20 protein-coding genes and 1 pseudogene are annotated in these 25,727 nt (G+C 69.4%); 11 read left to right on the plus strand and 10 right to left on the minus strand.

The window, feature by feature from the left end; all coding sequences use genetic code 11:
• Positions 1 to 2: 2 nt before the first annotated feature.
• The 3 genes from ACK4UM_RS18380 to ACK4UM_RS18390 all read right to left on the minus strand — a co-directional run bounded on the left by ACK4UM_RS18380 (position 3) and on the right by ACK4UM_RS18390 (position 3,459).
• A complete protein-coding gene (locus tag ACK4UM_RS18380) occupies positions 3 to 1,520 on the minus strand; it encodes a type I restriction-modification system subunit M (protein ID WP_409802259.1) in 1,518 nt (505 codons plus the stop codon).
• Positions 1,517 to 2,122, minus strand: a complete 606-nt coding sequence (locus ACK4UM_RS18385) for a restriction endonuclease subunit S (RefSeq protein ID WP_409802263.1) — start codon at positions 2,120 to 2,122, stop codon at positions 1,517 to 1,519. The genes ACK4UM_RS18380 and ACK4UM_RS18385 overlap by 4 nt, the downstream gene beginning before the upstream one ends.
• Before the next feature lie 182 nt (positions 2,123 to 2,304).
• The gene (locus ACK4UM_RS18390) at positions 2,305 to 3,459 is read right to left on the minus strand and encodes a tyrosine-type recombinase/integrase (RefSeq protein ID WP_409802266.1); all 1,155 of its coding nucleotides are present in this window, start codon (positions 3,457 to 3,459) and stop codon (positions 2,305 to 2,307) included.
• A 219-nt stretch (positions 3,460 to 3,678) separates the two neighbouring features.
• Between ACK4UM_RS18390 and ACK4UM_RS18395 the strand changes: the two genes are divergently transcribed.
• Positions 3,679 to 5,115, plus strand: coding sequence for a DUF6880 family protein (locus ACK4UM_RS18395; RefSeq protein WP_409802270.1), 1,437 nt, complete (start codon positions 3,679 to 3,681; stop codon positions 5,113 to 5,115).
• A 34-nt stretch (positions 5,116 to 5,149) separates the two neighbouring features.
• Positions 5,150 to 5,806 carry an NADPH-dependent FMN reductase gene (locus ACK4UM_RS18400; RefSeq protein WP_409802274.1) on the plus strand — a complete coding sequence of 219 codons (657 nt, stop codon included), beginning with the start codon at positions 5,150 to 5,152 and terminating at the stop codon, positions 5,804 to 5,806.
• A gap of 491 nt (positions 5,807 to 6,297) precedes the next feature.
• Here the strand turns inward: ACK4UM_RS18400 and ACK4UM_RS18405 are convergent, their stop codons facing one another.
• Positions 6,298 to 7,299, minus strand: coding sequence for a LysR substrate-binding domain-containing protein (locus tag ACK4UM_RS18405; RefSeq protein WP_409802277.1), 1,002 nt, complete (start codon positions 7,297 to 7,299; stop codon positions 6,298 to 6,300).
• A 54-nt stretch (positions 7,300 to 7,353) separates the two neighbouring features.
• On the opposite strand from ACK4UM_RS18405, the gene ACK4UM_RS18410 reads away from it, so the two are divergent.
• The 6 genes from ACK4UM_RS18410 to ACK4UM_RS18435 all read left to right on the plus strand — a co-directional run bounded on the left by ACK4UM_RS18410 (position 7,354) and on the right by ACK4UM_RS18435 (position 14,306).
• Positions 7,354 to 8,118: an HAD hydrolase-like protein gene (locus ACK4UM_RS18410; protein WP_409802280.1), complete on the plus strand. Its 765-nt coding sequence runs from the start codon at positions 7,354 to 7,356 to the stop codon at positions 8,116 to 8,118.
• Complete coding sequence (locus tag ACK4UM_RS18415) at positions 8,115 to 9,047, plus strand: ABC transporter permease (RefSeq protein WP_409802283.1); 933 nt, start codon at positions 8,115 to 8,117, stop codon at positions 9,045 to 9,047. Before ACK4UM_RS18410 ends, ACK4UM_RS18415 begins: the two co-directional genes overlap by 4 nt.
• Positions 9,048 to 9,050: 3 nt before the next feature.
• Complete coding sequence (locus ACK4UM_RS18420; protein WP_409802287.1) at positions 9,051 to 9,938, plus strand: ABC transporter permease; 888 nt, start codon at positions 9,051 to 9,053, stop codon at positions 9,936 to 9,938.
• A gap of 42 nt (positions 9,939 to 9,980) precedes the next feature.
• Positions 9,981 to 11,546 carry an ABC transporter substrate-binding protein gene (locus ACK4UM_RS18425; protein ID WP_409802290.1) on the plus strand — a complete coding sequence of 522 codons (1,566 nt, stop codon included), beginning with the start codon at positions 9,981 to 9,983 and terminating at the stop codon, positions 11,544 to 11,546.
• Between the two features lie 77 nt (positions 11,547 to 11,623).
• Positions 11,624 to 12,493 carry a metallophosphoesterase family protein gene (locus ACK4UM_RS18430; RefSeq protein ID WP_409802293.1) on the plus strand — a complete coding sequence of 290 codons (870 nt, stop codon included), beginning with the start codon at positions 11,624 to 11,626 and terminating at the stop codon, positions 12,491 to 12,493.
• A gap of 4 nt (positions 12,494 to 12,497) precedes the next feature.
• Positions 12,498 to 14,306, plus strand: coding sequence for a dipeptide ABC transporter ATP-binding protein (locus tag ACK4UM_RS18435; protein ID WP_409802296.1), 1,809 nt, complete (start codon positions 12,498 to 12,500; stop codon positions 14,304 to 14,306).
• A gap of 155 nt (positions 14,307 to 14,461) precedes the next feature.
• On the opposite strand, the gene ACK4UM_RS18440 is transcribed toward ACK4UM_RS18435, so the two are convergent.
• The 4 genes from ACK4UM_RS18440 to ACK4UM_RS18455 form a co-directional block, all read right to left on the minus strand.
• Positions 14,462 to 15,103, minus strand: a complete 642-nt coding sequence (locus ACK4UM_RS18440; RefSeq protein WP_409802300.1) for a class I SAM-dependent methyltransferase — start codon at positions 15,101 to 15,103, stop codon at positions 14,462 to 14,464.
• Between the two features lie 22 nt (positions 15,104 to 15,125).
• On the minus strand, positions 15,126 to 16,271 hold the full coding sequence (locus ACK4UM_RS18445; RefSeq protein WP_409802303.1) for an amino acid ABC transporter permease: 1,146 nt from the start codon (positions 16,269 to 16,271) through the stop codon (positions 15,126 to 15,128).
• Position 16,272: 1 nt separating this feature from the next.
• Positions 16,273 to 17,454, minus strand: coding sequence for an amino acid ABC transporter permease (locus tag ACK4UM_RS18450; protein WP_409802304.1), 1,182 nt, complete (start codon positions 17,452 to 17,454; stop codon positions 16,273 to 16,275).
• Positions 17,455 to 17,860: 406 nt separating this feature from the next.
• The gene (locus tag ACK4UM_RS18455; RefSeq protein ID WP_409802305.1) at positions 17,861 to 18,895 is read right to left on the minus strand and encodes an amino acid ABC transporter substrate-binding protein; all 1,035 of its coding nucleotides are present in this window, start codon (positions 18,893 to 18,895) and stop codon (positions 17,861 to 17,863) included.
• Positions 18,896 to 19,183: 288 nt separating this feature from the next.
• On the opposite strand from ACK4UM_RS18455, the gene ACK4UM_RS18460 reads away from it, so the two are divergent.
• The 3 genes from ACK4UM_RS18460 (at position 19,184) to ACK4UM_RS18470 (ending at position 22,471) form a co-directional block, all read left to right on the plus strand.
• The gene (locus ACK4UM_RS18460; RefSeq protein WP_409802306.1) at positions 19,184 to 20,617 is read left to right on the plus strand and encodes an amidohydrolase family protein; all 1,434 of its coding nucleotides are present in this window, start codon (positions 19,184 to 19,186) and stop codon (positions 20,615 to 20,617) included.
• 222 nt (positions 20,618 to 20,839) lie between these two features.
• Positions 20,840 to 22,150, plus strand: a complete 1,311-nt coding sequence (locus ACK4UM_RS18465) for a sulfite oxidase (RefSeq protein ID WP_409802307.1) — start codon at positions 20,840 to 20,842, stop codon at positions 22,148 to 22,150.
• Between the two features lie 12 nt (positions 22,151 to 22,162).
• Positions 22,163 to 22,471 carry a hypothetical protein gene (locus tag ACK4UM_RS18470; RefSeq protein ID WP_409802308.1) on the plus strand — a complete coding sequence of 103 codons (309 nt, stop codon included), beginning with the start codon at positions 22,163 to 22,165 and terminating at the stop codon, positions 22,469 to 22,471.
• A 47-nt stretch (positions 22,472 to 22,518) separates the two neighbouring features.
• Here ACK4UM_RS18470 and ACK4UM_RS18475 read toward each other — a convergent pair whose 3' ends face one another.
• Both ACK4UM_RS18475 and ACK4UM_RS18480 read right to left on the minus strand, forming a co-directional pair.
• Entirely contained in the window at positions 22,519 to 23,349 is an 831-nt protein-coding gene (locus ACK4UM_RS18475) for a DUF2189 domain-containing protein (protein WP_409802309.1), read from the minus strand.
• Between the two features lie 319 nt (positions 23,350 to 23,668).
• A pseudogene (locus tag ACK4UM_RS18480) lies at positions 23,669 to 25,727 on the minus strand (hypothetical protein); the annotation flags it as partial.

A 25,727-nucleotide genomic window follows, 5' to 3' on the forward strand; every position in this document is an offset into this window, starting at 1 on the left:
CCTCAGACATCGACGCCCAGATCCTTCAGGTAGCCAGCCATCTTCCCGCGCACCTCGGCCAGCTCGGCTTCGATGGTGTTGATCTGCTTCTGCAGGGCGGCGACGTCGATTTCCTCCTCCGCCTCGAAGGTGTCGACGTAGCGGGGGATGTTGAGGTTGAAGTCGTTCTCGGCGATCTCCTCGGGGCTGGCGAGGTGGGAGTATTTCGGTGTCTCCGCCCGCGAAGCATAGGTCTCCAGCACCCTGGCGATGTGGGCCTCATCCATCACGTTCTGGGTCTTGCCCGGCGTGAACTCCTTGCAGGCGTCGATGAACAGCACGTCGCGCCGGTCCTCGTTCGCGCCGCCCTGTTCGCGGGAGCGGTCGAACACCAGAATGGCCACTGGGATGCCCGTGGTCGTAAACAGGTTGGCGGGCAGTCCCACCACCGCGTCCAGCAGGTTCTCCTCGATCAACGCCTGGCGGATACGCCCCTCGGCCCCACCCCTGAACAGCACGCCATGCGGAACGATGACGGCCACCCGGCCGCTCTGGCGCTTGGCGATTTCGATCATGTGGGTGATGAAGCCGTAGTCGCCCTTGGACTTCGGCGGGATGCCGCGCCAGTAACGCTTGAACTGGTCGGTGTCCGCACTCTCCGCGCCCCACTTGTCGAGGCTGAACGGGGGATTGGCCACCACCACGTCGAACTTCATCAGGTGGTCGCCTTCGACCAGCGCGGGGCTGTTGAGGGTGTCGCACCACTCGATGCGCGCGGCATCCTTGGCGTGAAGAAACATGTTCATCCGTGCCAGCGCCCAGGTCGCGCCGTTCACTTCCTGGCCGTAGAGGGCGAAGTTCTCGGATCCGACTTCCTCGGCCGCACGGATCAGCAGCGATCCGGACCCGCAGGCCGGGTCGCAGATCGTGTCGCCCGGCTTGGGCGCCGCCAGTTTCGCCAGCAGGCGAGAGACGGCGGAGGGCGTGTAGAACTCGCCAGCCTTCTTGCCCGCGTTGGAGGCAAAGCGCGAGATGAGGTAGATGTAGCACTCGCCGATGATGTCCTCGGTCACCCGGCTGGGGCGCAGATCAAGCGCGGGTTTGGCAAAATCCTCCAGCACGTTCTTGAGGCGACGGTTGCGGTCCTTGACGCGCCCGAGGTTGGCTTCGGAGTTGAAGTCGATGTTGCGAAACACGCCTTCAAGCTTGGCGCGGTTGGCATCCTCGATCCGCTCCAGCGCGATGTTGATCCGCTCGCCGATATTGGGCTCGTTCCGCGCCTCGTAGAGATCGTAGAAGCTGGCGCCTTCGGGTAGGACGAAGCGCTCGCGTTCCAGCCTGCGCCTGATCCGGGTTTCATCCCCGCCATACTGCTTGCGATAGGTTTCGAGGTGATCGTTCCAGTGGTCAGAAATGTACTTCAGGAACAACATCACCAGAATGTAGTCCTTGTACTGGCCGGCATCGACAACGCCCCGGAAGGTGTCGCATGCGGCCCAGGCCGTCTGGTTGACCTGCTGCTGAGTGAGTTGGTCGGTCATGTGGACGTCCTTTCCTGCCTCGTCTTGGGGCGCGTGCTGTTCGCTCGTTCGACGAGGAGCAGGCTGATCATCTTTCTTCGTGTGTCGGCGGCGAGCTGGGTGAGCTCCCGCTCCCGCTCGGCCAGCGCATCGACCACGACGATCTTTCCTTGAGTTTCGATGTCCGGGACATCGAGTTCGAGATCGTCGAGGCTGGATCGCGGGATCATTCGAATGTTGGTGCCGCGTGCCGCGCTGTCGAAATGGCGCTGGGCGGGAGGCTGGTTTATGGCCCACGCCAGATACTCCGGCGTCACCACATCACGCTTCGGACGCAGCACCATCAGCGGGAGCACCGCAAGGGCGGGTTCTTGCAGGCGTTCGTCCAGGGCGGAGGCCGTGTTTCGCTCACCGCGCGAGCGGAACACCACGTCGCCGGTGCGGACAAAGTACCGCTCGGCAAGGCCGTCTAGCTGGACGCGGGTGAGCCGCTCGGGATCGACGATGCCCTCGGGGGATATGTCCCGCAACTGAATTGCCAGCACGCCCCCGGCTGCCGCCGGTTCCAGTCTGCCGCGGGCCGTGTAGCCGGTGTGGATGGTGCAGGCGTCGGCGAGGCGCATCGAAATTCCTCTGTATGTTTCGCTACAGAAGGTAGGTGCGCGCATCTGTGCTGTCAATGGTGAATCTTGCTGTAGGATGGCCTACTGCGTCTTGGATGTGTGGGTGCCGATTTTCGCGGTGGCTCGGTCTATGGCTGAAGGGTGGCGCTCAATCGAGAGAGTGCCCGCTTAGTTCGGCGCGATTATCCCAAGGATTGCCGGAGGTTCTGCGCCACCGCGTCCGCCGCCATCCGCACAGGCTCGGCCGCCAGATGGGCGTAGCGCGCCGTGGTCTGGACCTGCGTGTGGCCGAGAAGTTTGCCAATCATCGGCAGGCCCTGACCCGAGGCGACTGCCGTGGACGCGAAGGTGTGGCGCAGGTCGTGTATGCGGACGTCCTTCACCCCGGCGCGGGCGCGAACGCGCTGCCAGAAGGGCTGGAGATCGCTCAGGCGCTTGCCCGGCAGGGTGCCGGTGATGACCCACGGGTTCTCGTCGATGCGCTGAGCGCCGCGGAGCAGATCGACGGCAGGCAGTCCGAGATGGACGACCTTGGCGCCGGACTTGGAATCCGGCAGGCGCAGCATGCGCTCGGCCAGATCGAAGTATGCCCACTTCAACGTCATGATCTCGTTCAGCCGACAGCCGGTCAGGATCAGCAAGCGCGCGGCGAGGATTGCTGATGGCAGTTCAATCCCCTCCGCCGCCATCTCTCGCAGCACCTCACCGATCCGGCGGAGTTCGGCCGCGCTGAGAAAGCGCTCGCGCTTCTCCTCGGGATACTTCCGGATGTGCTTTCGCGGGTTGGTGCCGTCCGGACGCAGGCCCCACATCTCGGCGAGGCTGAACATCTTCGAAACCACTTCGAGGCAGCGGTTCGCCTGATAGGGGATGTGGCGGAGGTCGTGATGGAACTTCGCCACGTCCGCCCGGGTGATGCCCGTGACCGTGAGTTGCCCAAACGCGGGCAGGATGAAGCGTTCGAGGTTGCGGCGATACTCCTTGGCCGTGCTCGCCTTCACGCGGATCGCGATGTGTTCCTTGTCGAACCGCTCCGACAGTTCCTTCACGGTGATCGCCTTCCGCCCCGCGTCCCGCTCGGCGGCGGGGTCCGCGCCATTGCGCGCAGCGGCGACAATGGAGATGGCGCGGTTGCGGGCCTGCTCGCAGGTCAGGACCGTGCTGGGCCCGAGGCTGATCCGCCGGGACCGGCGTCCGGCGCGGTACTGGACAACGTAGCCCTTGCGCCCGCTCGGCAGCACCCTCAGCCCGAAGCCAGGGATGTCGCTGTCCCAGACGAAATACTCGGCGGGTTGAGCCTCGGCGGCGTCGACGATGCGTTTGGTGAGCTTGGGCATGGCGACCTTCGGTGGTGCTTCCTCCGTTCCAGAGTGCTGAAGTGCCAGAGACAGTCAACGAACACATTGAAATAGCGAAGAAAAAGGAAGTGGCGCGCATTTTCGCGCAAGGCGTTTCAGCGCGGTGGAGCGGGGAATCGACGAGCCGCGCGAATCACAACGCAGGTTCCGGTGCCCGCGGAGCGCTGATAGGCTCGGGGAAAAGAAACTGGCGATCCGATGGCTTCCAAGACCACCCTCAATGCCAAGAACCTCGAGGCGCTGGGCGCAGAGCGCCTGGCAGAACTGCTGATCGAGGTCAGCACCGGGAACGCGGCGGCCAAGCGCAAGCTGCGGCTCGCGCTGGCCGGGGCCCAGAGCCCGAGGGAGGCCGCGCGGGAGATCACCAAGCGATTGACCAGCATTGCCCGCGCCCGCAGCTTCATCACCTGGAAGAACCGCAAGGCGCTTGTCACGGATCTCGAAACGCAGCGGCGCGCCATCGTCGAGCAGATCGCGTCGGCCGATCCGGACGAGGCGCTCGCGCTCATGTGGCGGTTCATGGCGCTGGCCACGCCGGTGTTCGAGCGTTGCGACGACTCCAGCGGCACTGTCATTGGCATCTTCCGCCAGGCCTGCGCCGATCTGGGCCATCTCGCGGGGAAGGTCCGGCCGGACCCGCAGGCGCTTGCCGGCACTGTTCTCGATGCGCTGCAGGACAACGGCTATGGCCAGTATGACGGCCTGATCGGCATCATGGCCCCGGCGCTCGGCGCCGAGGGGCTGGCGACCCTGAAAGCGATGGCGGAGGACCTCGGTCGCTCGCCCGTGCCAGTGCCGTCAAAGGATCAATGGAAGGCGGTGGGCTGGGGGCCGGGCGGCACCACCTACGAGCACGAAATGCGGGCGCGCGAGCGCACGAGCACGGTCGCCATGGCGCTCAAGGACATCGCCGACGCGCAGGGCGACGTCGACGGCTTCATCGTCCAGTACGATCCGAAGACCCGCAAGGTGCCGCAGATCGCGGCGGAAATCGCGCAGCGTCTGATCGCAGCCGGCAGGGCGGGTGAGGCGCTGGGGTTCCTCGAGCGCGCGGAGCTCGGCGACGGCTTGCGGGTTCCGCTGGCCTGGCAGGACGTTCGCCTTCAGACGCTGGAGGCGCTGGGTCGCGGCGAGGAGGCGCAGGCGTTCCGGTGGGACTGCTTCGAGCGCACGCTCTCCGACAGCTACCTGCGGGCCTTTCTCAAGCGGCTTCCCGACTTCGACGACATCGAAGCCGAAGAGCGGGCAATGGCGCAAGCCATGGCCTATCCGAGCCTTCTTCACGCCCTGCAGTTCTTCCTCGACTGGCCGGCGCCGGATCGCGCCGCCGAACTCCTGGTGGCCCGGCATGACGAGATCGACGGCGACTACTACGAATACCTGGCACCTGCGGCGGAGGCTCTGACAGAGCGTCACGCGCTGGCTGCGACGTTGGTGCTCCGCGCGATGATCGACTTCACGCTCACCCGATCGCGGGCGAAGCGGTATCGCTATGCCGCCGAGCACTTGGCCAGCTGCGCCCGGCTCGCTCGCGACATCCCGGACTTCGGCGCGTTCGAGACGCACGACGCCTACGTTGTCCGGCTGAAGGAGGGGCATGGCAGGAAGTCTGGATTCTGGAGCCTTGCTGAATGAGCGGCCAGAATCGAAGCAAGGTGGAAAGTTTGTCATGGCCCTAAATTTGCTGGTCTTCCTCGGCTCCGTGCGGGACAGCACGCCGCCGCGCCCTGCACGGTTGGGGGAGCGGGTGGCCCGGGCTTGCCGGAGCTTGCTCGCGGCCGAGGGCCACGCCGTCGGGCTGGTCGATCCGCTGGATTTCGACCTCGGCGGGGCATTCAAGCCGCATTTCGCCCATGCGCAGGGCAAGGCACCTGCGGCGCTCGAGGATCTGGCGCAGCGGATCGAGGCGGCGGACGGCTTCGTCATGGTCAGTCCGGAATACAATCACTCGATGAGCCCGGCGCTTGCGCATCTGCTGAACCATTTCGGCAGCTCGCTCTACGCCTACAAGCCGAGCGCGATCGCGACCTATTCCGCCGGGCAATGGGGTGGGACGCGCGCGGCGGTGAACATGCGCACCTTCCTGTCGGAGCTTGGCTGCTTGCCGGTCTCGGCAATGATCCATGTGCCCAAGGCGCAGGAGGTCTTTGCGGAGGAGGGCGGCTACGCACCCAGCGTCGATGGGGATAGATGGGACAGCTATATCGGCCGGACCCTCGCGCAGCTGATTTGGTGGGCCGAGGCCGCCCGTCGCCAGCGCGCCGAGGGCGCGGCCGACCGCCCCGCCGCCTTCACCCGCGACCCTTCGCAGCGCAACGCGCCGTAAGCCAAGGCACCGCCTGGGCGCCCATCACCGGAGTTTTCAGGGCGATGCAAGCCACTTGATGCAACCTGCTACCGTGACCATCACTCCGCGCCCACGCGGAAGCATTGTGGAAGCAAGAGGGGGCAAAGTGCTGCCATTTTCCGCGCAATCGCGCGTATGGCGCATGCAGGGCAGGGGGCGCGAAGTGGCGGAAATGTCGAAGGAATACGCAAACCGTCGCAATCGTTCATGGTTCGTTCGGAACGGCTCATAACCTGAAGGTCGCAGGTTCAAATCCTGCCCCCGCAACCAAACCCAAAAAAACCCCGCGATCGGACCCCCGACGCGGGGTTTTTTGCGTTCGCGGGCCGGGCACAGCCCGGCCGCGGCTCACGCGGCCGCCCCGGGCTCCAAATCGAGCCGCACCTCCCGCTCGACGCCGATCCGAGGCGGCGAGGGAGACGATCTTCCCGCGCCCACACCCGGATTCGCCTCGCTTAAAGAGAACGGCGTCACGCCTGCTGCCGCTTCGGCTCGGCGCGTCGCTCCCGCGATGCCCAGAGCGACGCCGTGCTGAAGACGAGGTCGACGACCGCGTTGCGTTCGTCGTCGAGGGCGAACACCACCTCCTCGGCTCCCGGCTGCAGTTCCGGAACGCGGATGCGGCGCACGGCATCCGCGCGATGGGTTCCGTGACGCCACATGAAGCCGATGCCGACGCCGATCGCCACCGCCTCGTAGACCGTGTCGCGGCTGTCGACCGTCAAGACCGGTGCGGGCGCGAGGCCCGCGCGACGGAAGGCGCGGTCGACCACACGCTGGGTCGACGACCCCCTGGAGCGGAAGATCAACGGTCGCTCGGCGAGCTCCGCGAGGGTCGCGGTCTCGCCGACGAGCTGCGGGCGTTCCGCCGCGACGATGGCGACGACCTCCTGCCGCAACAGGATCGCACGCCGCAGGCGTGGGTCTTCCGGGACGTCCGGCAGGATGCCGACGTCGACCTCCCGCCGGAGCACGGCGGAGAGGATGTCGTGATGCGAGCCGCTGACCACGCTGACCGACAGCGTGCGGTAGCTCGCGATGACCTGGCCGATGAGGGCAATTCCAGGCATCGAATTGCCGAGCCCGACCCGCAGGCGGTCACGGCCTCCCGCATCGCGCCGGGCGAGGATGCGCTCGGCATCGCGCTCGGCCTCTCGGATCCGCTCGCCGATCTCGCAGAGCTCGCGGCAGAGCGGGGTGGGGCGCAGCGAGCCGTCGATGCGGTCGAAAAGCCGGATACCGCGCTCGGCCTCGAGTTCGCGGATCTGCTGGGCGACCGCCGTATGGCTCAGACCCAGGCTGCGCGCCGCACCCGAGAACGAGCCGTCCTCCACCACCTGCAAAAGGGCGCGCAGGCGTGCCGGGGTGAGGTTGCGCGGGAGCGATGAAGGCTCGGCTTTCATGGTCCGCAAGCCTAGCTCGCGTCCGTAACAGGCACGTAACACGCCGCGCCGAGCGTCGCGCCCGATCACGAACGGCGGGTCGGTCCGTCGTCGCAAGGTGGGTGTGACGTGAGAGCCATCGGTTTGGACGAATTCCTGGACAGCCCCGCTGCGGAGCGCCCCGCGGTGCTCGCCGATCTCGACGGGTGTCTGATCGCGGGCGGAAAGCCGCTGCCCCATGCCTGCCGGCTCGTGGCGCGGCTCGGCGAGCGCCTGACGATCGTGTCGAACAATTCGAGCGACACGGCCGCGACGCTCGCCGCCCAGCTCGAGCGCATCGCGCTGCCGATCGCTCCCGCGCGCCTCGTGCTCGCCGGAGAGGAAGCCGTCCGTCTTCTCGCGAGCCGGCGCCCGGGTGCGCGCGTCGCGCTCTTCGCGAGCGAGCCGATCGTGGCTTTGGCCGAACGGCTCGGCCTGAGGCCCGATCGCGACCGGGCGGAGATCGCGCTCCTCGCCCGAGCGCCCGATTTCGATCTGGCGGACCTCGCGCAGCTCGCCGCGCTCGCCCATCGCGGAACCGAGCTGTGGCTTTCGAACCCCGACACCTCTCATCCCGGACCCGACGGCACGCCGGTGCCGGAGACGGGCGCGCTGATGGCGGCGCTCGCCGCGATGGTCGCGGTGACGCCCGCGATCGTCGTCGGCAAGCCGGCGCCGGGGCTCGTCCGGAGGGCGCTCGACCGATCCGCGGTGGCGGCGTGCGACGCCGTGTTCATCGGCGACACCGCCGCGACGGACGGTCTCGCCGCGCAGGCCGCCGGAGTGCCGTTCGTCCTCGTCCGCCGTCCCGGCGACGAGCCGGCCGCGCGTCCGCGAGGCACGGTCGAGATCGCGCAGGGAGCCGCATGATGCTGACCTACATGGCGAGCACGCTCGCACGCATGACGCTCACGTTCCTCGCGATCGTGACGCTCGTCTTCTTCGCCACCCGCATCTCCGGCAATCCGATCGACTTCATCGCCGGCGAAGGCCTCTCGCGCGAGGACCGGGAGATACTCATTCGCTATTACGAGCTCGATCGCTCGTGGCTCGCGCAGTATCGCGCCTTTCTCGGCGCCTTCTTCGACGGCCAGTTCGGCCTCTCCTACATCGAGCGCCGCCCGGTCGCGGACATCGTCTCCGAGCGCCTCTGGCCGTCGGCACAGCTTCTTCTCTCGGCGACGTCGCTGACCCTGATCGTGTCCATCCCGCTCGGGATCGTCGCCGCCTTGCATCGCACGAGCTGGGTCGGCAGCGCGGCGACGACGCTCGCCTTCCTCGGCTATGCGGTCCCGAACTTCGTGCTCGGCGTCCTTCTGGTGCTGACCTTCTCCTATTGGCTCAACCTCCTGCCGGTCGTCGGCAATGCGAGCGTCGCGCATTTCGTGATGCCGACCGTGACGCTCGCCGCGGGCTTGATCGCGGCGCTGACTCGCTTCACCCGCAACGCGATGCTCGACGTGCTCGGCCAGGACTACATGCGTACGGCGCGCGCCAAGGGTCTTGCCGAGCACGTGGTCGTCCTGCGTCACGGCTTGCGAAATGCCGGCATCACCCTGCTGTCCGTCGTCGGATTGCAGATCGCCGGCCTCGCCGCCGCAGGGTCCGTCGTGGTCGAATCGATCTTCGCCTGGCCGGGGATTGGAGAGCTTCTCGTGCGCTCGGCCATCCGGCGCGACTATCCCGTCCTCCAATTCGGCGTACTCACGGTGGCGCTCGCGGTCATCGTCGTCAACGCGCTGATCGACCTCGCCTATGCCTGGGCCGATCCCCGCCTGCGTCGTGCAGGGAGGGCTTGAGCCATGCGCGCTCTCCGCCTCGCCCCCATCGGTCGCCTCGCCCCCCTTCTGCTCGCCGTCGGCCGGATGGACGCCATCCAGCGCCTCGCCCTCGTCGTTGCGATCGTCCTCGTCGGGCTCGCGCTCGCCACCCCGCTCGTCGCGCCCGTCGATCCGAACGCGCAGAGCCTCCTCAACCGGTTTCGGCCGCCCATGGGCTTCGAGGGCGCGCGGGCCGGCTTCTGGCTGGGGACGGACGAGCTCGGACGCGATCTTCTCTCGCGCACGCTCCACGGGCTGCGCCTCACGCTCGCCCTCGCCTTCGCCGGCGCGCTGATCGGCCTCCTGATCGGCGGCACGCTCGGCCTCCTCGCCGGGCTGTCCGGCGGGCGTGTCGAGGCCGCCGTGATGGGCGCGGTCGATGCGCAGATCGCGGTCCCGTTCACGCTCGTCGCCCTGTTCGTGTTGACGATCTTCGGCAACGCGCTGCCGGTGATGGTGGTCGTGCTCGGGCTCTATGGCTGGGAGCAGTATTCCCGCATCGTGCGCGGCGAGGTGATCAAGCTCGTGCGCATGCCCTTCGTGGAGGCCGCGCGCGCAGCAGGAGCGAGCCCGTCGCGCATCGCCATGCGCCATCTTCTGCCGAATCTCGTCTCGCCGCTCGTCGTGCAGTTCACGCTCAGCGTGTCCAACATCGTGCTCCTCGAGAGCACCCTCTCCTTCCTCGGCCTCGGCGTGCAGCCCCCGACCGCGACGCTCGGCGCGATGGTCGGCGTTGGCCGAGACTTCATGCCGACAGCACCCTGGATCGTGCTCGCCCCCGCGCTCGCGATCCTCGCCGTGACCTTCGCCGTGCAGATCCTCGGCGACTGGCTGCGCGACCGCGCCGACGTGCGGCTGCGCGAACGCTGACCCCCTCGCCCGCGCCGCGGGCGATCTCGAACGGAGACCGTCATGAAAGCGCTTCTGAAATCGACCGCCCTCGCGACGATCCTCGTCGCCGGCCTCGGTGCCGCCAACGCCCAGGAGATCACCGTCGCGGCAGGCAACATGTCGGTTTATCTCGACCCCGGCCGCGACCATTCGAACGTCGGCTCGCAATTCTACTTCAACATCTTCGACCCGCTGATCCACCGCGACTACGCGAAGATGGAGCCGGAATGGAAGCCGGGCCTGGCCGTCTCCTGGGAGCTCGTCGCGCCGACCACGATGGAGCTGCGGCTGCGCGAGGGCGTCAAGTTCCACGACGGCTCGACGATGACCGCCGACGACGTCGTCTTCTCGTTGAACCGCATGTTCCAGGCGACCTTCCCGCCCTACCAGGTCCGTCGGCGCGACCGTCTCGCCAATTTCGAGCGCGCCGAGAAGGTCGACGATCTGACCGTGCGGGTGCACACGTTCCGCGAGGAGACGCTCTGGGAGACGCTGTTGAGCCTCCAGCAGCTCTTCATCGTCCCCGAGGCCTACGTGAAGGGCCTCGCCGGCGATCCGAACGCGGTCGAGGACGCGGATTTCGAGGCGATGTCGTTGGCTCCCGTCGGCACCGGCCCCTACCGCGTCGCCGAATTCGTGCCCGGCCAGCGCATCGTCTACGAGCGCTTCGACGATTTCTGGGGCGAGCCGGCCCCGCTCGCGCGCGCCACGGTGCGCCATGTGCCCGAGGTCGCCTCGCGGCTGACCGCGCTGCGCACCGGGGAGGCCGACATCGCGACGAACATCGCTCCCGACCAGCTCGCGCTCATCGAGGCCGATCCGGCGATGAAGGCGGTGGGCTCGAACACGGCCTTGTTCCACGTGATCATCTTCAACGCCAACCATCCGCAGATGCGCGACCCCCGCATCCGCCGGGCGCTCTCGCTCGCGATCGACCGCGATCTCCTCAACGAGGCGCTGTGGCTCGGCAAGGCCGTCGTTCCGACCACGCATACGATGTCCGAATTCGGCCCGCTCTACATGCCGGAACTGACGACCTTCCGCCACGACCCGCAGGAGGCGCGTCGTCTGCTCGAAGAGGCCGGCTACGACGGCTTCGAGATCGTCTACGACATGCACTCGCCGTCCTATTACACGAACGACACCCTCGCCGCCCAGGCGATCCTGGAGATGTGGGCGGCCGTCGGCGTGAACGCGCGCATCAACGCCGTTCCGCAATGGACCGGCAACGACCCGAACATGATGGTGCGCACCTGGTCGAACCCGATGTATTTCGCCGACCCGTTCGGCTCCTTCGGCGTGATGTGGGCGCCCAACGGTCCGGCCGAATCGGAGGGGCGCTTCAACACGGATGCCGACTATGCGGCGATCTGGGAGCGCTTCCGCTTCTCGACCGACATCGGCGCACGCCGGGACGCCTATGCCGAGCTGATGGCGCGCATCGAGGCCGACCCGCCGCTTCTGCCGCTCTATCGCCCCTTCGAGAGCTGGGCGATGCGGCAGGGAGTGAACTGGGCGCCGCAGCCCGGGCACATCCCCTACGTGCTCGACTTCCGCGCCGGCGCGATCTCGTTCGACACGAACTGACCGCGGCGCGCGACCGAACCCGCCGCTCCCGGCGGCGGGTTCACGCCCGTCCTCCGCACGTGAACGGAAACACGACCATGACGCTGCGCCTCGCCATCGTGACCGACATCCACCATGGGCCGCCCTCCACCGCCAAGCGCGGCGACGCGGCCCTGCCCTTGATGGGCGAACTCGCCCGTTTCGTCGCCGACGTCCGACCCGCCGCCCTGCTCGATCTCGGCGACCGCATTTCGGATGTGGACGCGGCAACGGACCGGCGGCTCGCGGCCGAGGTCGCGGACGCCTTCCGCGCGGTGCCCGCACAGGCCCTGCACGTGTGCGGCAATCACGATCTCGACCATTTGAGCCGCGCCGAGAACGAGGCGATCCTCGGGCAGAGCCTGTCTCACGAGATCCGCGATCTCGAGGGTTGGCGCATCGTGCTCTGGCGTGCCGACGCGCGCATCCGGCGCGGGTCGGAGCACGTGGGGTTCGTCCTCGTCGAGGAAGATCTGATCTGGCTCGCGCGCACGGTCCAGGCGGCAGATCGCCCGTTGCTGGTCGTCTCGCATGTGCCCGTCTCCGGCCATGCGCAGAGCGGAAACTATTATTTCCAGAACAATCCCGGCAGCGCGACCTATCCGGGCGCCGATCGCGTGCGCGCGGCCCTGGCGCTCGCTCGGGTGCCGGTCGTCTGCATCGCGGGGCACGTCCACTGGAACACGATCACGACGATCGACGGGATCACCCATCTCACGCAGCAATCCCTGACCGAGAGCTTCACCACGCAGGGCGAGCCGGCGGGCGCGATGGGGGTGCTCGAACTCGGCGAGAGCGTGCGCTGGGAGGTCGTCGGGCGCGATCCGATCGCCTTCGGCTTCCGCCCGCAGGCTCATCGGTGGACGACGCCGCTCCCCGAGTTCCGGACCCATCCCGGGCTGCGCGAGCGCCGCGCCGGGGAGCGCTGACGCGATGGCCGCCCCGCTCCTGTCCGTACGCGATCTCGCGATCGCCTTCGGCGAAACCCAGGCCGTGGACGGCCTCTCCTTCGACGTCCCCGCCGGCGAGACCGTCGCGCTCGTCGGCGAGAGCGGGTCGGGCAAATCGGCGAGCGCGCTCGCGATCATGCGGCTCGTCGAGCGCGAGGGCGGACGGATCACGCGCGGGAGCCTCTCGATGGGCGGGCCCGCGCCGATCGATCTCGCGACGCTCGACGAGCGTGCGATGCGCCGCGTGCGCGGCAACCGCATCGCCATGGTCTTCCAGGAGCCGATGACCGCCCTCAATCCGGTGATGCCGCTCGGGCACCAGGTCGCGGAGGTGCTTCGGCTGCACCAGGGGCTCGACGCGGCCCGCGCCCGCGCCGCCGCTCGGGACGCGCTCGACCGCGTGCGCATTCCCGACGCCGCACGACGGCTCGACCAATATCCCCACGAACTCTCGGGCGGCTTGCGACAGCGCGTGATGATCGCCATCGCCCTCGCTTGCCGGCCGGAACTCCTCATCGCCGACGAGCCGACGACCGCTCTCGACGTGACGACGCAGGCCGAGATCCTGGCGCTCATCCGCACTCTTCAAGCCGAGCTCGGGATGAGCGTCCTGTTCATCACGCACGACATGGGGGTCGTCGCCGACATCGCCGAGCGCGTCGTCGTCCTGCGACGCGGCCGGATGGAAGAGGCGGGGCGCGTGACGGACGTCTTCGCGGCGCCGCGCTCCGATTACGGCCGCATGCTGCTCGCCGCCGCACCGCGCCTCGGGGCGGGCGCTCCGCCTCCGCTCGAGCGCCGCGGCGAGCCGGTGATCGAGGCGCGCGATCTCGTGGTGCGCTATCCCGTGCGGCGCGGCTTCATGCCGGGCAGCGCCCGCGACCACCATGCGGTGAACGGCGTCAGCCTCTGCGTCCATCGTGGGGAGACGCTCGGCCTCGTCGGCGAATCGGGCTGCGGCAAGTCGACCGTCGCGCGTGCGCTCCTGCGCCTCGTCGAGCCGGCATCGGGTTCGATCCGGCTTCTGGGCGAGGACGTGACCCGTCTCGCGGGCGCTGCGCTGCGAGACAGGCGGCGCCACGCGCAGATGGTCTTCCAAGATCCGTTCGCGAGCCTCAACCCCCGCCTGCCGATCGTGGATCTCGTCACGGAACCGGCCGATATCCACGGCAGCTTGACCGGCGACGAGCGCCGGGATCTCGCGCGCACGCTCCTCGAACGCGTCGGGCTCGACGCGAACGCGATCGACCGCTACCCGCACCAGTTCTCGGGCGGCCAGCGCCAGCGCATCTGCATCGCTCGCGCTTTGTCCGTGCGCCCGGCGCTGATCGTCGCCGACGAGCCGGTCTCGGCGCTCGACGTCTCGGTCGCGCGGCAGGTGACCGATCTAGTGGCACGGCTTCAGGCGGAGGAGGGCCTCGCCTTCTTGTTCATCTCCCACGATCTCGCGGTCGTCGAGCGGGTGAGCCACCGCGTCGCCGTGATGTATGCCGGGCAGATCGTCGAGACCGGGCCGACCGCGGACGTCCTGCACGATCCGCGGCACCCCTACACGCGCCGCCTGCTCGCGGCGGTGCCTGTTCCGGATCCGCGGCGTCGCGCGGCCGGCGCCGTCCTTCCCGAAGCGCCCGCGGCGCCCGTCCTCGTCCGCCACCCGCACGATGCGCCGCCGCGTTCGCGACTCGTCGAGGTCGGGCCAGGGCATTTCATCGCCGAAGAGCCGAAGCGGACGTTCGAACGCACTCGCACGAGGCGAGCGCCAGCCAGCCGGGCCGCCGCTGCGAGCCTGTGAGACATTCTCTCCATCTGGCCCCCGTCCTCGGCCTTGCCGGCAACGACGCAGCGCCGAGCCGGCAGAAGCGGCTTGCCGCAAGAAGAGCGGTCCGCCGCGAAGTCGCCACGTGCGCGGAGCCGACACGCACACGAGGGCCGACACTTGCGTCCCCGTCACGCCCGCCGGCCAGAACGGAGGCGCGCCAGGATCACCGAGCGGCGGTCGCAATCCGGATCCTCGGCGACGAAGCGCGCGATCGTCATGCCGACATCCGCGAAGCGCGCCGCGTATTCCTCCGGCGAGAGCGAGGCATGGTAGACCGGCCCGTCGCCGACCCGCCCGATCCCCTCGCTCTCCCGAGGGCCGACGGTCGCGAGGAACGCGCCGCCAGGCTCGAGATGGGCGGAAAGACGCGGGATCAGGTCGCGCTGCTCGTCCTTGGTGAGGTGGAAGAAGCTGTCCCAGGCGACGATGCCGCAGAACCGCTCTGCGAGGTCGAGCCCGCGCATGTCGCCCTCCACGAAGCGCGTTCCGGGAAAGCGTTCCCGCGCGATCGCGAGCATCGTCGCCGAAAAATCGAGGCCGACGAGCTCGCAGCCCCGATCGATCAGGAAGCGCGCGATCGGCTCGCCCGCCCCGCAGCCGAGATCGAGCACGCGCCCGCCCTCGGGGACGTGCGCGAGAAAGCGCTCGAGCCAGTCCCGCTCGTAGAGCACGCGCAGACGCCGCGCATCGAACGCCGCACCGTTCGCATCGTAGACCGCCCGGTGGCCGTGGCGGACCGCCGAGATCCCCTCCCCGTCCGCATCCGACATCGCGACCTCCAGAGCCGGCGCCTCAAGCATGCCCCGTGCGCAGGCGCCGCTCGAGCCAGCGGCTGTAGGCGCCCATGCAATAGCTGAACACGAAATAGACGAAGCCCGCGAACACGTAGCCTTCGAGCACCGCGATCCCCTGCCAGTCGGGATCGCGCATCGAGGCGCGCACCGTGTCGAGGAAATCGAGCAATCCGATGATGGTGACGAGGGTCGTGTCCTGGAAGAAGCCGATGAAGATCGTCACGAGCGGCGGGATCACGATCTTCAAGGCCTGGGGCAGGATCACGAGCCGCATCGCCTGGAAATAGGTCATGCCGAGCGAGCCGCAGGCCTCGCGCTGCCCCTTCGGGATCGCCTGGAGACCGCCGCGCACCGTCTCGGCGATGTAGGCGGCGGCGAAGATTATGATCGCGACCTGGGCGCGCAAAAGCTTGTCGATGGTCACCCCGTCCGGCATGAACAGAGGCAGCATCACGGTCGCCATGAACAGGATCGAGATCAGCGGCACGCCGCGCACCACCTCGATGAACACGATCGCCATGATCCGGATCGCGGGCATGCTCGACATGCGCGCGAGCGCGAGCACGATGCCGAAGACGAAGCCGACGGCGAGGCCGACGAAGGAGAGCATGAAGGAGAGCGGCAGCCCGCCCCAGCGCGTCGTCGAGACGTAAGCGAGACCGAAGACGCCGCCGAGCATCAGGACGGCCATCGTCGCGATCGATCCCGCCCACAGCCAGACGAGCCGCCGGCTCCAGAAGCGCGGCACCATCGAGACGCCGATCGTCGCGAGGAAGATCGTGAGGCTGAGCGCCGGGCGCCAATGCTCGTCGTAGGGGTAGAAGCCGAAGACCATGAAGCGCAGCTTCGTTACGACGAAGGGCCAGCAGGCGCCGGCCGCCGCCCGGCAATCCTGCGGATCGCCCACGAAGACCGCCCGCGCATAGAGCCAATCGTAGGCGACGACGCCGACCCGAACGAGAAGCGCGAGGCAGACGAGCGTGATCAGCGCGTTGAGCGGCGTGTTCACGTAGGGCCAGAGGACCCGGCGCAGGGCACCCGCGCGGCGGGGCGGCGCGAGCGGCTCGGCGGGGGGCGGGGAGACGGGGCCCCCGGGTGCGGGGGCGATCCGCGTCGTCGCGGCTTCGAGCGCGGTCGTCGTCATCTCAACGCTCCTTGATGGCGACGCGCGCGTTGTACCAGTTCATGAAGGCCGAGATCGCGAGCGAGAGCCCGAGATAGACCATCATGAAGATGGCGATCGCCTCGATCGCCTGGCCGGTCTGGTTCATGGTGGTGTTGGCCACCATCACGAGGTCGGGATAGCCGATGGCGATGGCGAGCGAGGAATTCTTGACGAGCGAGAGATAGGTGCTCGTCATCGGCGGCACGATGACGCGCAAGGCCTGGGGGAGCACGACGAGGCGCATCGTCGCGCCCTCGTGCAGGCCCATGGCGCGCGCCGCTTCCCACTGCCCCTTGGCGACGGACTGGATGCCGCTGCGGACGATCTCGGCGACGGCCGCGGAGGCCGAGAGCGAGAGGCCGACGAGGAGCGCGGTGAATTCGGGCGTCAGATGCAGGCCGCCCGCCATCCGGAACCGGCCGACGCTCGGCCAGTCGATTGTCGTGTCCGGCCGCAGGACGAGGAAGGCGAGGAGCGTCGGCAGGGCGATCGCGGCGAGGACGAACGGCCAGACCGCCCGCTCGCGCCCCGTCTCGATGCGCCGGCGCCGCATCGTCCCCGCGATGCGCATCGCGGCCGCGATGCCGAGCGCGAGGGCGACGAGGACGCCCGCATGGGCGCCGCTCCAGGCGAGGTTCGGCACGTAGAGCCCGCCATTGCTGAGATAGATCCCCGGCAGCGGGTTGAGCGCATCGCGCGCGCCCGGCAGCACCGCGACGATGATCGCGTACCAGAGGAAGAGATAGAGAAGGAGCGGGACGTTCCTCAGCGCCTCGACATAAGCGAGCATCAGGAGCCGCAGGAGCGGGTTCGACGACAGGCGCAGGATCCCGACGATCGTCCCGATCAACGTCGCCAGGATGCAGCCGAAGAACGAGACCCACAGCGTGTTGACGATGCCGACGAGGAGCGCGCGCCCATAGGTGTCGGAGGGGCGGTACTCGATGAAGGCCTGCGAGATGGTGAAGCCCGCCTCGCGCGAGAGGAAGCCGAAGCCCGTCGCGATGCTCTGGCGCGCGAGCTTGTCGGACATGTTCGAGAACAGGTACCAGCCGATCGCGACCACGCCCACGACCGCGAGGATCTGGTAGAGGATCGCGCGCACACGAACGTCGTAGATCAGGCGCACGAGGGACACGCTCTCAGCGGAGGAGGTCTTCATCGGCGTCCTTGGCGATGCGGACTACGAAGTGCACACATCTTGATCCTCGTATGGATAGGTCGGAGATCGTGGCGCTCCCTTTTCCTTCCCCTCAGGGGAAGGTGGCTCGGGATGCGAACAGCATCCCGAGACGGATGGGGTCTTTCGACCCGAAGGGTCGAAGGGGCGTCGGGCTTCTCCGTACGTAAAGCGCTCTACGACGACGCCCCTTCGCGCCTTCGGCGCGAAAAACCCCATCCGACCCGTCGCCTTCGGCGCCGGGCCACCTTCCCCTGAGGGGAAGGAGAGCGGCGGCGTCCTGTCCTCTCGATCCCATGCGCGGATCACGATGCGTGATTCTCGTCGGCGATGCGGGACGGGCGGCGCCCGCGCGCGGCGGCCGCCGCCCCATGTCTCACACGGACCCTCAGCGGAAGGGCGGCGCGTAGATCATCCCGCCGTCCGTCCACAGGCGGTTGGGACCGCGCGTGAGGCCCAGCGCGGTGTTCTCGCCGAGATTGCGCTCCCACACCTCGCCGTAATTGCCCACCGCCTTGATCGCGTCGTAGGCCCAGCTGTCGGAAATGCCGAGCATCTGGCCGAATTCGCCGGTCTTGCCGAGGAGGCGCTGCACCTCCGGCTCCTCGCTGTCCATCATCTCGTCGATGTTCTCCGAGGTGATGCCGAGTTCTTCTGCCGCGAAGAGCGCGAAGACGGTCCAGGAGACGATGTCGCGGAAGGTCGAATCGCCCTGGCGCACCACCGGCGCGAGCGGCTCCTTCGAGATCGTCTCGGGCAGGATCACGTAGGCGCTCGGGTCGTTCGCCACCGCGCGCACGGAGGCGATGTCGGTGCGGTCCGAGGTGATGGCGTCGCAGCGCCCGGAGAAGAAGGCGTTGCGCCACTCGTCGGTGTTCTCGAAGACGACCGCCTCGTACTCGATCCCGCGCGGGCCGAAGAAGTCGTTGAGGTTCTGGAGCGTGGTGGTGCCGGGCAGGAGGCAGATCGCCGCCCCGGCGAGCTCCTCGGCGCTCGAGACGCCGAGCGCGACGGGCACCATCAGGCCCTGGCCGTCATAGACGACGGTCGGCCCGAAATCGAGGCCGAGCGAGGCGTCGCGGGTGAAGGTCGCGGTCGTCTGGCGCGAGAGGATGTCGATCTCGCCCGTCTGCAACGCCTGGAAGCGCACGTTGGTGTTCAGCGGCACGAACTCGACCGCGGTCGGGTCGCCGAGGATGGCGGCGGCGACGGCGCGGCAGATGTCGACGTCGAAGCCGCGGCGCTCGCCGCGATCGTCGGCGAAGGCGAAGCCGGCGGAGGAGGGCGAGACGCCGCACAGGAGATGGCCGCGGGCCTTCACGGCGCCGGTCGTGTCCTGGGCGAGGGCGGGGGCGGTCGCGAGCGCGCAGCCGCCCGCGACCAGGGCTCCGGCGAGGAGCCCCGCAAAGCGTTGGTTCAGCATGAAGTCTCCGTTCCTCTTGCGCTCTCTCGCGAAGCGCTCAGGCCCTCAGGCTAGACCCCGCACGTCCCGCGAAACAACCCGTGGCCGACGTGCAATCCGGGCGCATTCCCCAATGTCGGCGTGAGGAATCCCCGCTTGGCCCGTCCGCGCGAGCCCGTGCGATCCTCGCACGTCGCGCGGGCTCTCGCCCCTTCCACGCCATCTCCTCCCGGCGGCTCGCGAGCGCCGGCCATGCACGACCCGGACCGCACGCCGCACCCAACGACCCCAGAGAGGAACGCAAGCCCCATGACCACCGTGATCGAGAACGCCTCCTTCGTCGTCGCCTACGATGCCGGCCGTGGGGGCCACGTCTATCTCGAGGGGGCCGACGTCGCCTTCGCGGGCGATCGGATCGTGCATGTCGGGCCCGGCTTCGCGGGCGAGGCGACGCGGCGGATCGACGGGCGCGGGCTCCTCGTGATGCCGGGGCTCGTCGACATCCATTCGCATCCGGGCTCCGAGCCGCTCAACAAGGGTTGGAACGACGAGCTCGGCTCGGCGAAGCTCTACGGCTCCTCGCTCTACGAGTTCATGCCGCTGTTCCGCCCCGACGCGGAGGGGACGCCGGCGGCCGCGACCGTCGCCTATTGCGAGCTCCTCCTGTCGGGCGTCACCACGCTCGTCGACATGTCGGGCGCCTGGGACGGCTGGATCGAGACCTTCGCGGGGAGCGGCCTGCGCGGCGTCGTCTCGCCGCTCTACCGCTCGGCGCGCTGGTACACGAAGAACGGTCACGTCGTCGAATACGAGTGGTCCAAGGACGGCGGGCGCGCGGCGATGGAGCAGGCCCTCGCCTTCGTGGACGCCGCCGAGCGCCACCCGTCGGGGCGCCTGTCGGGCATGATCTCGCCCTCGCAGATCGACACCTGCACGCCCGACCTCATCCGCGACAGCTTCGCGGAGGCGCAAGCCCGCGGCCTGCCCTTCCAGATCCACGCCGCGCAGAGCGTCGTCGAGCTCCACGAGATCACCCGCCGCCACGGCATGACGCCGATCGAGTGGCTCGAGAGCCTGGGGGTCCTCTCGCCGCGCTCGATCGTCGGCCACGGCATCTATCTCGACCACCATTCCTCGGCGCTCAATTGGCCCAAGCGCGGCGACCTGCGCACGCTCGTCGAGACGGGCACGAGCGTCGCCCATTGCCCCGTCGTCTTCCAGCGCCGCGGCATCGCGATGCAGACCCTCGGCTCGTATCTGCGGGCGGGGGTGAATGTCGGCATCGGCACCGACACCTTCCCCCACAACATGCTCGAGGAGATGCGCGCGGCCGCGATCGGCTCGCGGATGGTCAGCGAGGACGTGTGGGACCTGCGGCTCGCCGACGTCTTCACCGCCGCGACGCTCAACGGCGCCAAGGCGATCGGGCGCGAGGACATCGGGCGCATCGCGGTGGGCGCCAAGGCCGACCTCGTCCTCGTCGACACGACGCACAAGGCGATGCGCCCCGTCCGCGATCCCCTGCGCTCGCTCGTCTACGCGGCGGCCGAGCGCGCGGTGCGGACGGTCATCGTCGACGGCGAGACGGTCGTCGAGGACGGGCGCGTCCTCACCATGGACCACGAGGCCGCCGCGGCGGCGCTGCAGGAGGCGCAATATCGCGCCGAGGGCGCGGTCGCCGCCGAGGATTGGGCGGGGCGCTCGTCCTACACGATCTCGCCCAAGACCTTCCCGGTAGCGTGAGCGCGCGCGCGCACCCGAGCCGCGGCGGGGTGGCAACCCTGCCGCGAGCCTTGCGGCGAATTGCCGCGAGTGGATGGATTCGAGCGAACGTGCACACGTATTGGTAGGGATAAAGCAGGTATTGCAGCCATTCCCGGCAACCGCTACTATCATGCAAGGACGCGCATGCATCCGTGCCCCCGAGGCAGCATCGAAACAACAGCGAAAAGAGGGAATGCGCCGATGTCGACGAAGAAAGAACGCGGAATTTGCGAGCTCTACGCCGAGGATCCCGAACGCGCCGACGCGGTCGTGTTCGGACGCAGGCCGGAGGCCGATCGCCGCGGCTTCCTCATGGGCGCGGGCCTCGCCGCGATGGGCGCGGCGGTCGGCGCCACGATCCCCTTCAGCCGCAACATGCCGGCGGGGCTGATCCCGGCGGCGCTCGCCGAGACCGTCTCGGACTTCCGCCTCGAGGGCAAGGACGAGGGGCTCGTCGTGCACAACGACCGCCCGGTCAACATGGAGACGCCCGCCCATCTAATGGACGACGACGTCACCCCCTCCTCGCTGCATTTCATCCGCAACAACGGCACCCTGCCCGAGAAGATCGACCTCGCCGACTGGCGCCTGAAGATCGACGGCGAGGTCGAGAGCGAGATGGAGCTGACCTACGATCAGCTCGTCTCGGATTTCGAGCACGTTACCCTCAAGCTCCAGCTCGAATGCGGCGGCAACGGGCGCGCCGGCTTCAACCCGCCGCCGCGCGGCAACCAGTGGACCGTCGGCGCGATCGGCAATTCGGAATGGACCGGCGTGCGGCTCTCCGACATCCTGCGCCGGGCGGGCCTCAAGCAGAGCGCGGTCTATACCGGCCATTTCTCCTATGACGAGCACCTCTCCGGCGATCCCGACCGGCAGGCGATCTCCCGCGGCGGGCCGATCGACAAGATGATGGACCCCCACACCATCGTCGCCTTCCGCATGAACGGCGAGGACATCCCGGCCGCGCACGGCTATCCGGTGCGCATCGTCGCGCCGGGCTGGGCGGGCTCGGTCTCGCAGAAATGGCTCACCCGGATCTGGGTGCGCGATCGCGAGCATGACGGCGCCGGCATGACCGGCCTCTCCTACCGCATGCCGCGCTTCCCCGTCGCGCCCGGCGCGGAGGTGGCCGACGCGGACATGGCGGTGATGGGCTCGATGAACGTCAAATCCGTGATCACCTTCCCCGAGACGAATGCCGAGGTCCCGGCCGGGCGTCCCTTCGAGGTGCGCGGCCATGCCTGGGCCGGCGACGATTGGGTCACCGACATCGAGATCTCGATCGATTACGGCTCGACCTGGCAGCGCGCCGAGGTCTCGCCGCCGCCCAACCGCTATTCCTGGCAGCGCTGGCGCGCCGACGTGCGGGCGCCGAGCGTGGGCTATTACGAGGTCTGGGCGCGCGCCACCGACCAGAAGGGCCGCGCGCAGCCGATGGTCGTGCCGGGCTGGAACCCGCGCGGCTACATGAACAATGCGTGCCATCGCATCGCCGTGATCGCGGTCTGAGCGGTGGACGCGATGGCAAGACGAGGTTCGCGTTTCCGGGGGGCCGCCGTCGCGGCGGCCCTCCTCGCCTTCGCCGCCGCCCCGGCCTCGGCCGAGGAGGAGTTCGGCGGGCTCCCGCCCGGCGAGGGGCAGGAGATCGTCTATTATTCCTGCCAGGGCTGCCACTCGCTCACCATCGTCAAGCGCTCGCGCTTCTCGCGCGGCGTCTGGGACGAGGTGCTCGAATGGATGGTCGACACGCACGGCATGGCCGAGCTCCCCGAGGACATGCACGAGGTGGTTCTCGACTATCTCGCGACGAATTACGGGATCGACGGCTAACCGAGGGGGTGCTCCCTCGCCTTTCCCGGTGAGCACCCCCTGTCCCGTCACCCCCGCACCGGCGTCCTCTCCACCGAGGCGCGGTCGATCGTGCGGCGGTAGAGGTGCCAGGTGGCGTGGCCGAGAACGGGCATCGCCACGACGAGGCCGACGAGGAGCGGCAGCGAGGCGACCATCAGGACGCCGGCGACGACCGCGCCCCACGTCGCCATCACGCGCGGGTTCTGCCGCACGGCCGCGATCGAGGTGCGCACCGCGACCCCCGCGCCGACGTCGCGCTCGACGAGGAGCGGCAGCGACACGACGCCGATCGCGAGCGCGATCGCCGCGAACACGAAGCCGACGGCGTGGCCGACGACGATCAGGCCCCAGCCGCGGGCGGTCGTGAGCACGTCGCCGAGATAGGGAAGCGGACCCGCGGGCAGGTCCGTCGCGTAGAAATGCGCGAAGATCGCCTGAGCCGCGCTCATCCAGGCCGCGAATACGGCGAGAAGGAGGAGCGCCACGAGGGCGATCGAGAGGAGCGCGGGCCGCTTCAAGGCGGAGATGGCCTCGATCCACGACGTCTCGAGCCCGGCCTCGCGCCGACGGCTGACCTCCAGCAGAGGCACCGCCGCGACCGGCCCGACGAGGGCGAAGCCGGCGACGAGCGGGAAGACGAGCGCGTAGCCGTATTCCGAGAGCACGAAAGTGCCCATCACGATCCCGAACAGGGGATAGAAGATCGCGACGAAGCCGAGATGCGAGGGCATGGCGAGGAAGTCGCTCCACCCGGCGCGCAGCGCGGCCAGGATCGCGTCCGGGGTGATCTCCCGCACGACCGGTCGCGGGTCTGCGGGGATGACGGCGTTTGCGGCATTGGCGGTTCGGTTCTGCATGATCGGATCCTCCGACGTCTGCGGTCCAGCACCCACGTCCGAGCCTGCGCACTTCGTCCCGGAGCGGCCACACGCGATCTCGTGAGCGGATCGTGAGGCGGGGGAAGCGGATCGAGGTGCGGTGGGGGTGCGGTGCGCGGCCCGGGCGCGGGTCCGGCCGTCTTCGCAGGTGCGGCATCCCGTTGAGCCGGCACCCGGATCGCGCGCGCAACCGCAGCCGTTCATGCGGCGCGGCATACCGGGGCGCGACTCTCGTGCGCGAGCGGAGCAGGGATCGCGAGGGATCGTCCGCGACGCCGTGACGCGCCGCGCGGCCGCGTCACGCGAGATCGTGGACGACGACGCCCGGGCAGGTCTCGCGCGCGATGGCGCACAGGTGGCGGTGGTGTGTGAGGTAGATCACCTGCCCCACTTCCGCCATGCCGGCGAGGAGGCGGAAGGCCTGCGCCGAGCGGTCGTCGTCGAAGGTCTCCATGATGTCGTCGGCGACGAAGGGGACCGGCGTGCGGTGGCGGGCGAATTCGTGATAGCCGGCGACGCGCAGCGCCAGATAGAGCTGGAAGCGCGTGCCCTTGGAGAGGTCGCTCACCCGCTTCGAGCCGCCGTCGGCGCCGATCGCGACCAGAACCTCCTGCCGGTCGCGGCCGGGCTGGGCGTCGAGCGAGACGTAGGCGCCGCCGCTGATCGTGGCGAAGGCGGAGGCCGCGCGCTCGAGCATGGCGCTGCGGTGGCGGTCCCGAAAGCGCCGGATCGCCTCGCCCACCGCGAGCACGCCGAGCCGCAGCCGCAGATGCGCGCGCGTCCGCTCCTCGATCTCGACGAGCAGCGCGGCGCGGTCCTGGTCGAGCCGGGCGACGGAATCGTCGTCGCCGATGGCGGAGATCTGCCGGCGCACCTCGGAGAGCCGGGCGAAGCGCGCCTGCGCCTCCTGACGGTGGAGGGAGACCTCCTCCGAGAGCCGCGCCCGCTCCGCATCGAGCGCCTCGCGATCGGCCCCGGCGAGCGCGGCGCGGGCGGCGGCGAGATCCTCCGCGCCGAGGATCTCGGCGAGCTCCCGCGCGGTCTCCTCGCGGGATTTCGCGCAATCGCGCCGTCGCGAGACCGTCGCGAGCGCCTCGCCGAGCCCGCTCGCCTCCGCGAGCCCGAAGAAGTCCGCCATCTCCGCGAGCCGCGCGGCGAGGCCGGCGAGCCGCTCGCGATGGGTCTCGACGTCGCGCCGCGCCTGCGCGAGCTCCGCCTCGGTCGCGCCGTGCTCGCGGGCGACGCGCTGCGCCTCGTGAAGCGCCGTCTCGACGCTCGCGAAGAGCGCGGCGGGCGGCGCCTCCGGGAGGCCGAGGGCGGCACCGAGCCCATGCGCGCGCTCGGCGAAGGCCGCCTCGTTGCGCTCCATGGCCTCGATGCGCGCCGCGAGCCGGTCACGCTCCTCGATCAGCCCCCGCAGCCGCTCGACATGGGCGAGGATGTCGGCCATGTCGGCCGCGTCCGGCAGCGCGCCGTCGGCGAGCCAGGTGCCGGCGCAGGCCGCTTCCCACGCCCCCCGCCAGTCCGCGTCGGCGGCGCGTGCCTTGGCGAAGTCCTCCTCGCGCGCGGCGAGATCGCGGGCGGCGCGGGCGGCGACGTCGCGGCGCTCCCGCAGCCGCTCGGCCGCCTCGGCGACGCTCCTGGCGCGGGCGAGGAGCGCGGCGAAAGGCGCATCCGGCATCGTGATCTCGGCCGCGGCGAGACAAGAGGCGAGCGCTCGGGTCGCCTCGCCGAGCGCCGCCTCGGCCTCGCGGACGAGTTTTTCTGCGCGCGCCACCCCGTCGAGCGCCGCGCGGGCCTCGTCGAGGGCGCCGACGCGCTCGCGCAGGTCGGCCAGCGGCAGGGCGGCGAAAGCGGGATCGGGAATGGCGGCCGCGATCGCGGCGGCGAGCGCCTCCGCCCGCGCGTCCGCTTCGGCCTGCGCGCGCTCGGCGCGCTCGTGCTCGGCGCGCAGCCGTGCGAGCGCCTGATGGATTTCGGCGAGGCGCCCCTCGGCGGCGCCAGCGGCGAGGCGTCGGGTGGCGATCTCGTCGTCGCGGCGCAGCGCGGCCTCGAAGGCGTCGGCGCTGCCGGCGTCGAGCGCGGCGCGATGGGCGGCCCAGGCCCTCTCGCGGTCCGCGCGCGCCTGCGCCGCCTCCTCGATCGCGACGCTGCCGGTCTCGCGGGCGGCGGCGAGATCGGCCTTGCGGCTCGCGATCTCCGCCTCGCAGCGCGTCGTCTCCGCGGCGGCGCGGCGGCGCGCCTGCGCGATCTCCTCGCGCTCGGCGAGAAGCGCGTCGATCCTCGCGCGGGGCGGCAGGACGAGCGCGGCGAGCGCGGCGTCGTCGCCCCGCCAGGGCGCGAGCGCGGCGCGGCGG

It is taken from the genome of Salinarimonas sp. (genome assembly GCF_046292825.1).
GTDB lineage: Bacteria > Pseudomonadota > Alphaproteobacteria > Rhizobiales > Beijerinckiaceae > Salinarimonas.

Coding starts and splice junctions, on each gene's coding strand:
- ACK4UM_RS18380 (WP_409802259.1), bottom strand. CDS start 1,520: ATGACCGACCAACTCACTCAGCAGCAGGTCAACCAGACGGCCTGGGCC.
- ACK4UM_RS18385 (WP_409802263.1), bottom strand. CDS start 2,122: ATGCGCCTCGCCGACGCCTGCACCATCCACACCGGCTACACGGCCCGC.
- ACK4UM_RS18390 (WP_409802266.1), bottom strand. CDS start 3,459: ATGCCCAAGCTCACCAAACGCATCGTCGACGCCGCCGAGGCTCAACCC.
- ACK4UM_RS18395 (WP_409802270.1), top strand. CDS start 3,679: ATGGCTTCCAAGACCACCCTCAATGCCAAGAACCTCGAGGCGCTGGGC.
- ACK4UM_RS18400 (WP_409802274.1), top strand. CDS start 5,150: ATGGCCCTAAATTTGCTGGTCTTCCTCGGCTCCGTGCGGGACAGCACG.
- ACK4UM_RS18415 (WP_409802283.1), top strand. CDS start 8,115: ATGATGCTGACCTACATGGCGAGCACGCTCGCACGCATGACGCTCACG.
- ACK4UM_RS18420 (WP_409802287.1), top strand. CDS start 9,051: ATGCGCGCTCTCCGCCTCGCCCCCATCGGTCGCCTCGCCCCCCTTCTG.
- ACK4UM_RS18425 (WP_409802290.1), top strand. CDS start 9,981: ATGAAAGCGCTTCTGAAATCGACCGCCCTCGCGACGATCCTCGTCGCC.
- ACK4UM_RS18430 (WP_409802293.1), top strand. CDS start 11,624: ATGACGCTGCGCCTCGCCATCGTGACCGACATCCACCATGGGCCGCCC.
- ACK4UM_RS18435 (WP_409802296.1), top strand. CDS start 12,498: ATGGCCGCCCCGCTCCTGTCCGTACGCGATCTCGCGATCGCCTTCGGC.
- ACK4UM_RS18440 (WP_409802300.1), bottom strand. CDS start 15,103: ATGTCGGATGCGGACGGGGAGGGGATCTCGGCGGTCCGCCACGGCCAC.
- ACK4UM_RS18445 (WP_409802303.1), bottom strand. CDS start 16,271: ATGACGACGACCGCGCTCGAAGCCGCGACGACGCGGATCGCCCCCGCA.
- ACK4UM_RS18450 (WP_409802304.1), bottom strand. CDS start 17,454: ATGAAGACCTCCTCCGCTGAGAGCGTGTCCCTCGTGCGCCTGATCTAC.
- ACK4UM_RS18455 (WP_409802305.1), bottom strand. CDS start 18,895: ATGCTGAACCAACGCTTTGCGGGGCTCCTCGCCGGAGCCCTGGTCGCG.
- ACK4UM_RS18460 (WP_409802306.1), top strand. CDS start 19,184: ATGACCACCGTGATCGAGAACGCCTCCTTCGTCGTCGCCTACGATGCC.
- ACK4UM_RS18465 (WP_409802307.1), top strand. CDS start 20,840: ATGTCGACGAAGAAAGAACGCGGAATTTGCGAGCTCTACGCCGAGGAT.
- ACK4UM_RS18470 (WP_409802308.1), top strand. CDS start 22,163: ATGGCAAGACGAGGTTCGCGTTTCCGGGGGGCCGCCGTCGCGGCGGCC.
- ACK4UM_RS18475 (WP_409802309.1), bottom strand. CDS start 23,349: ATGCAGAACCGAACCGCCAATGCCGCAAACGCCGTCATCCCCGCAGAC.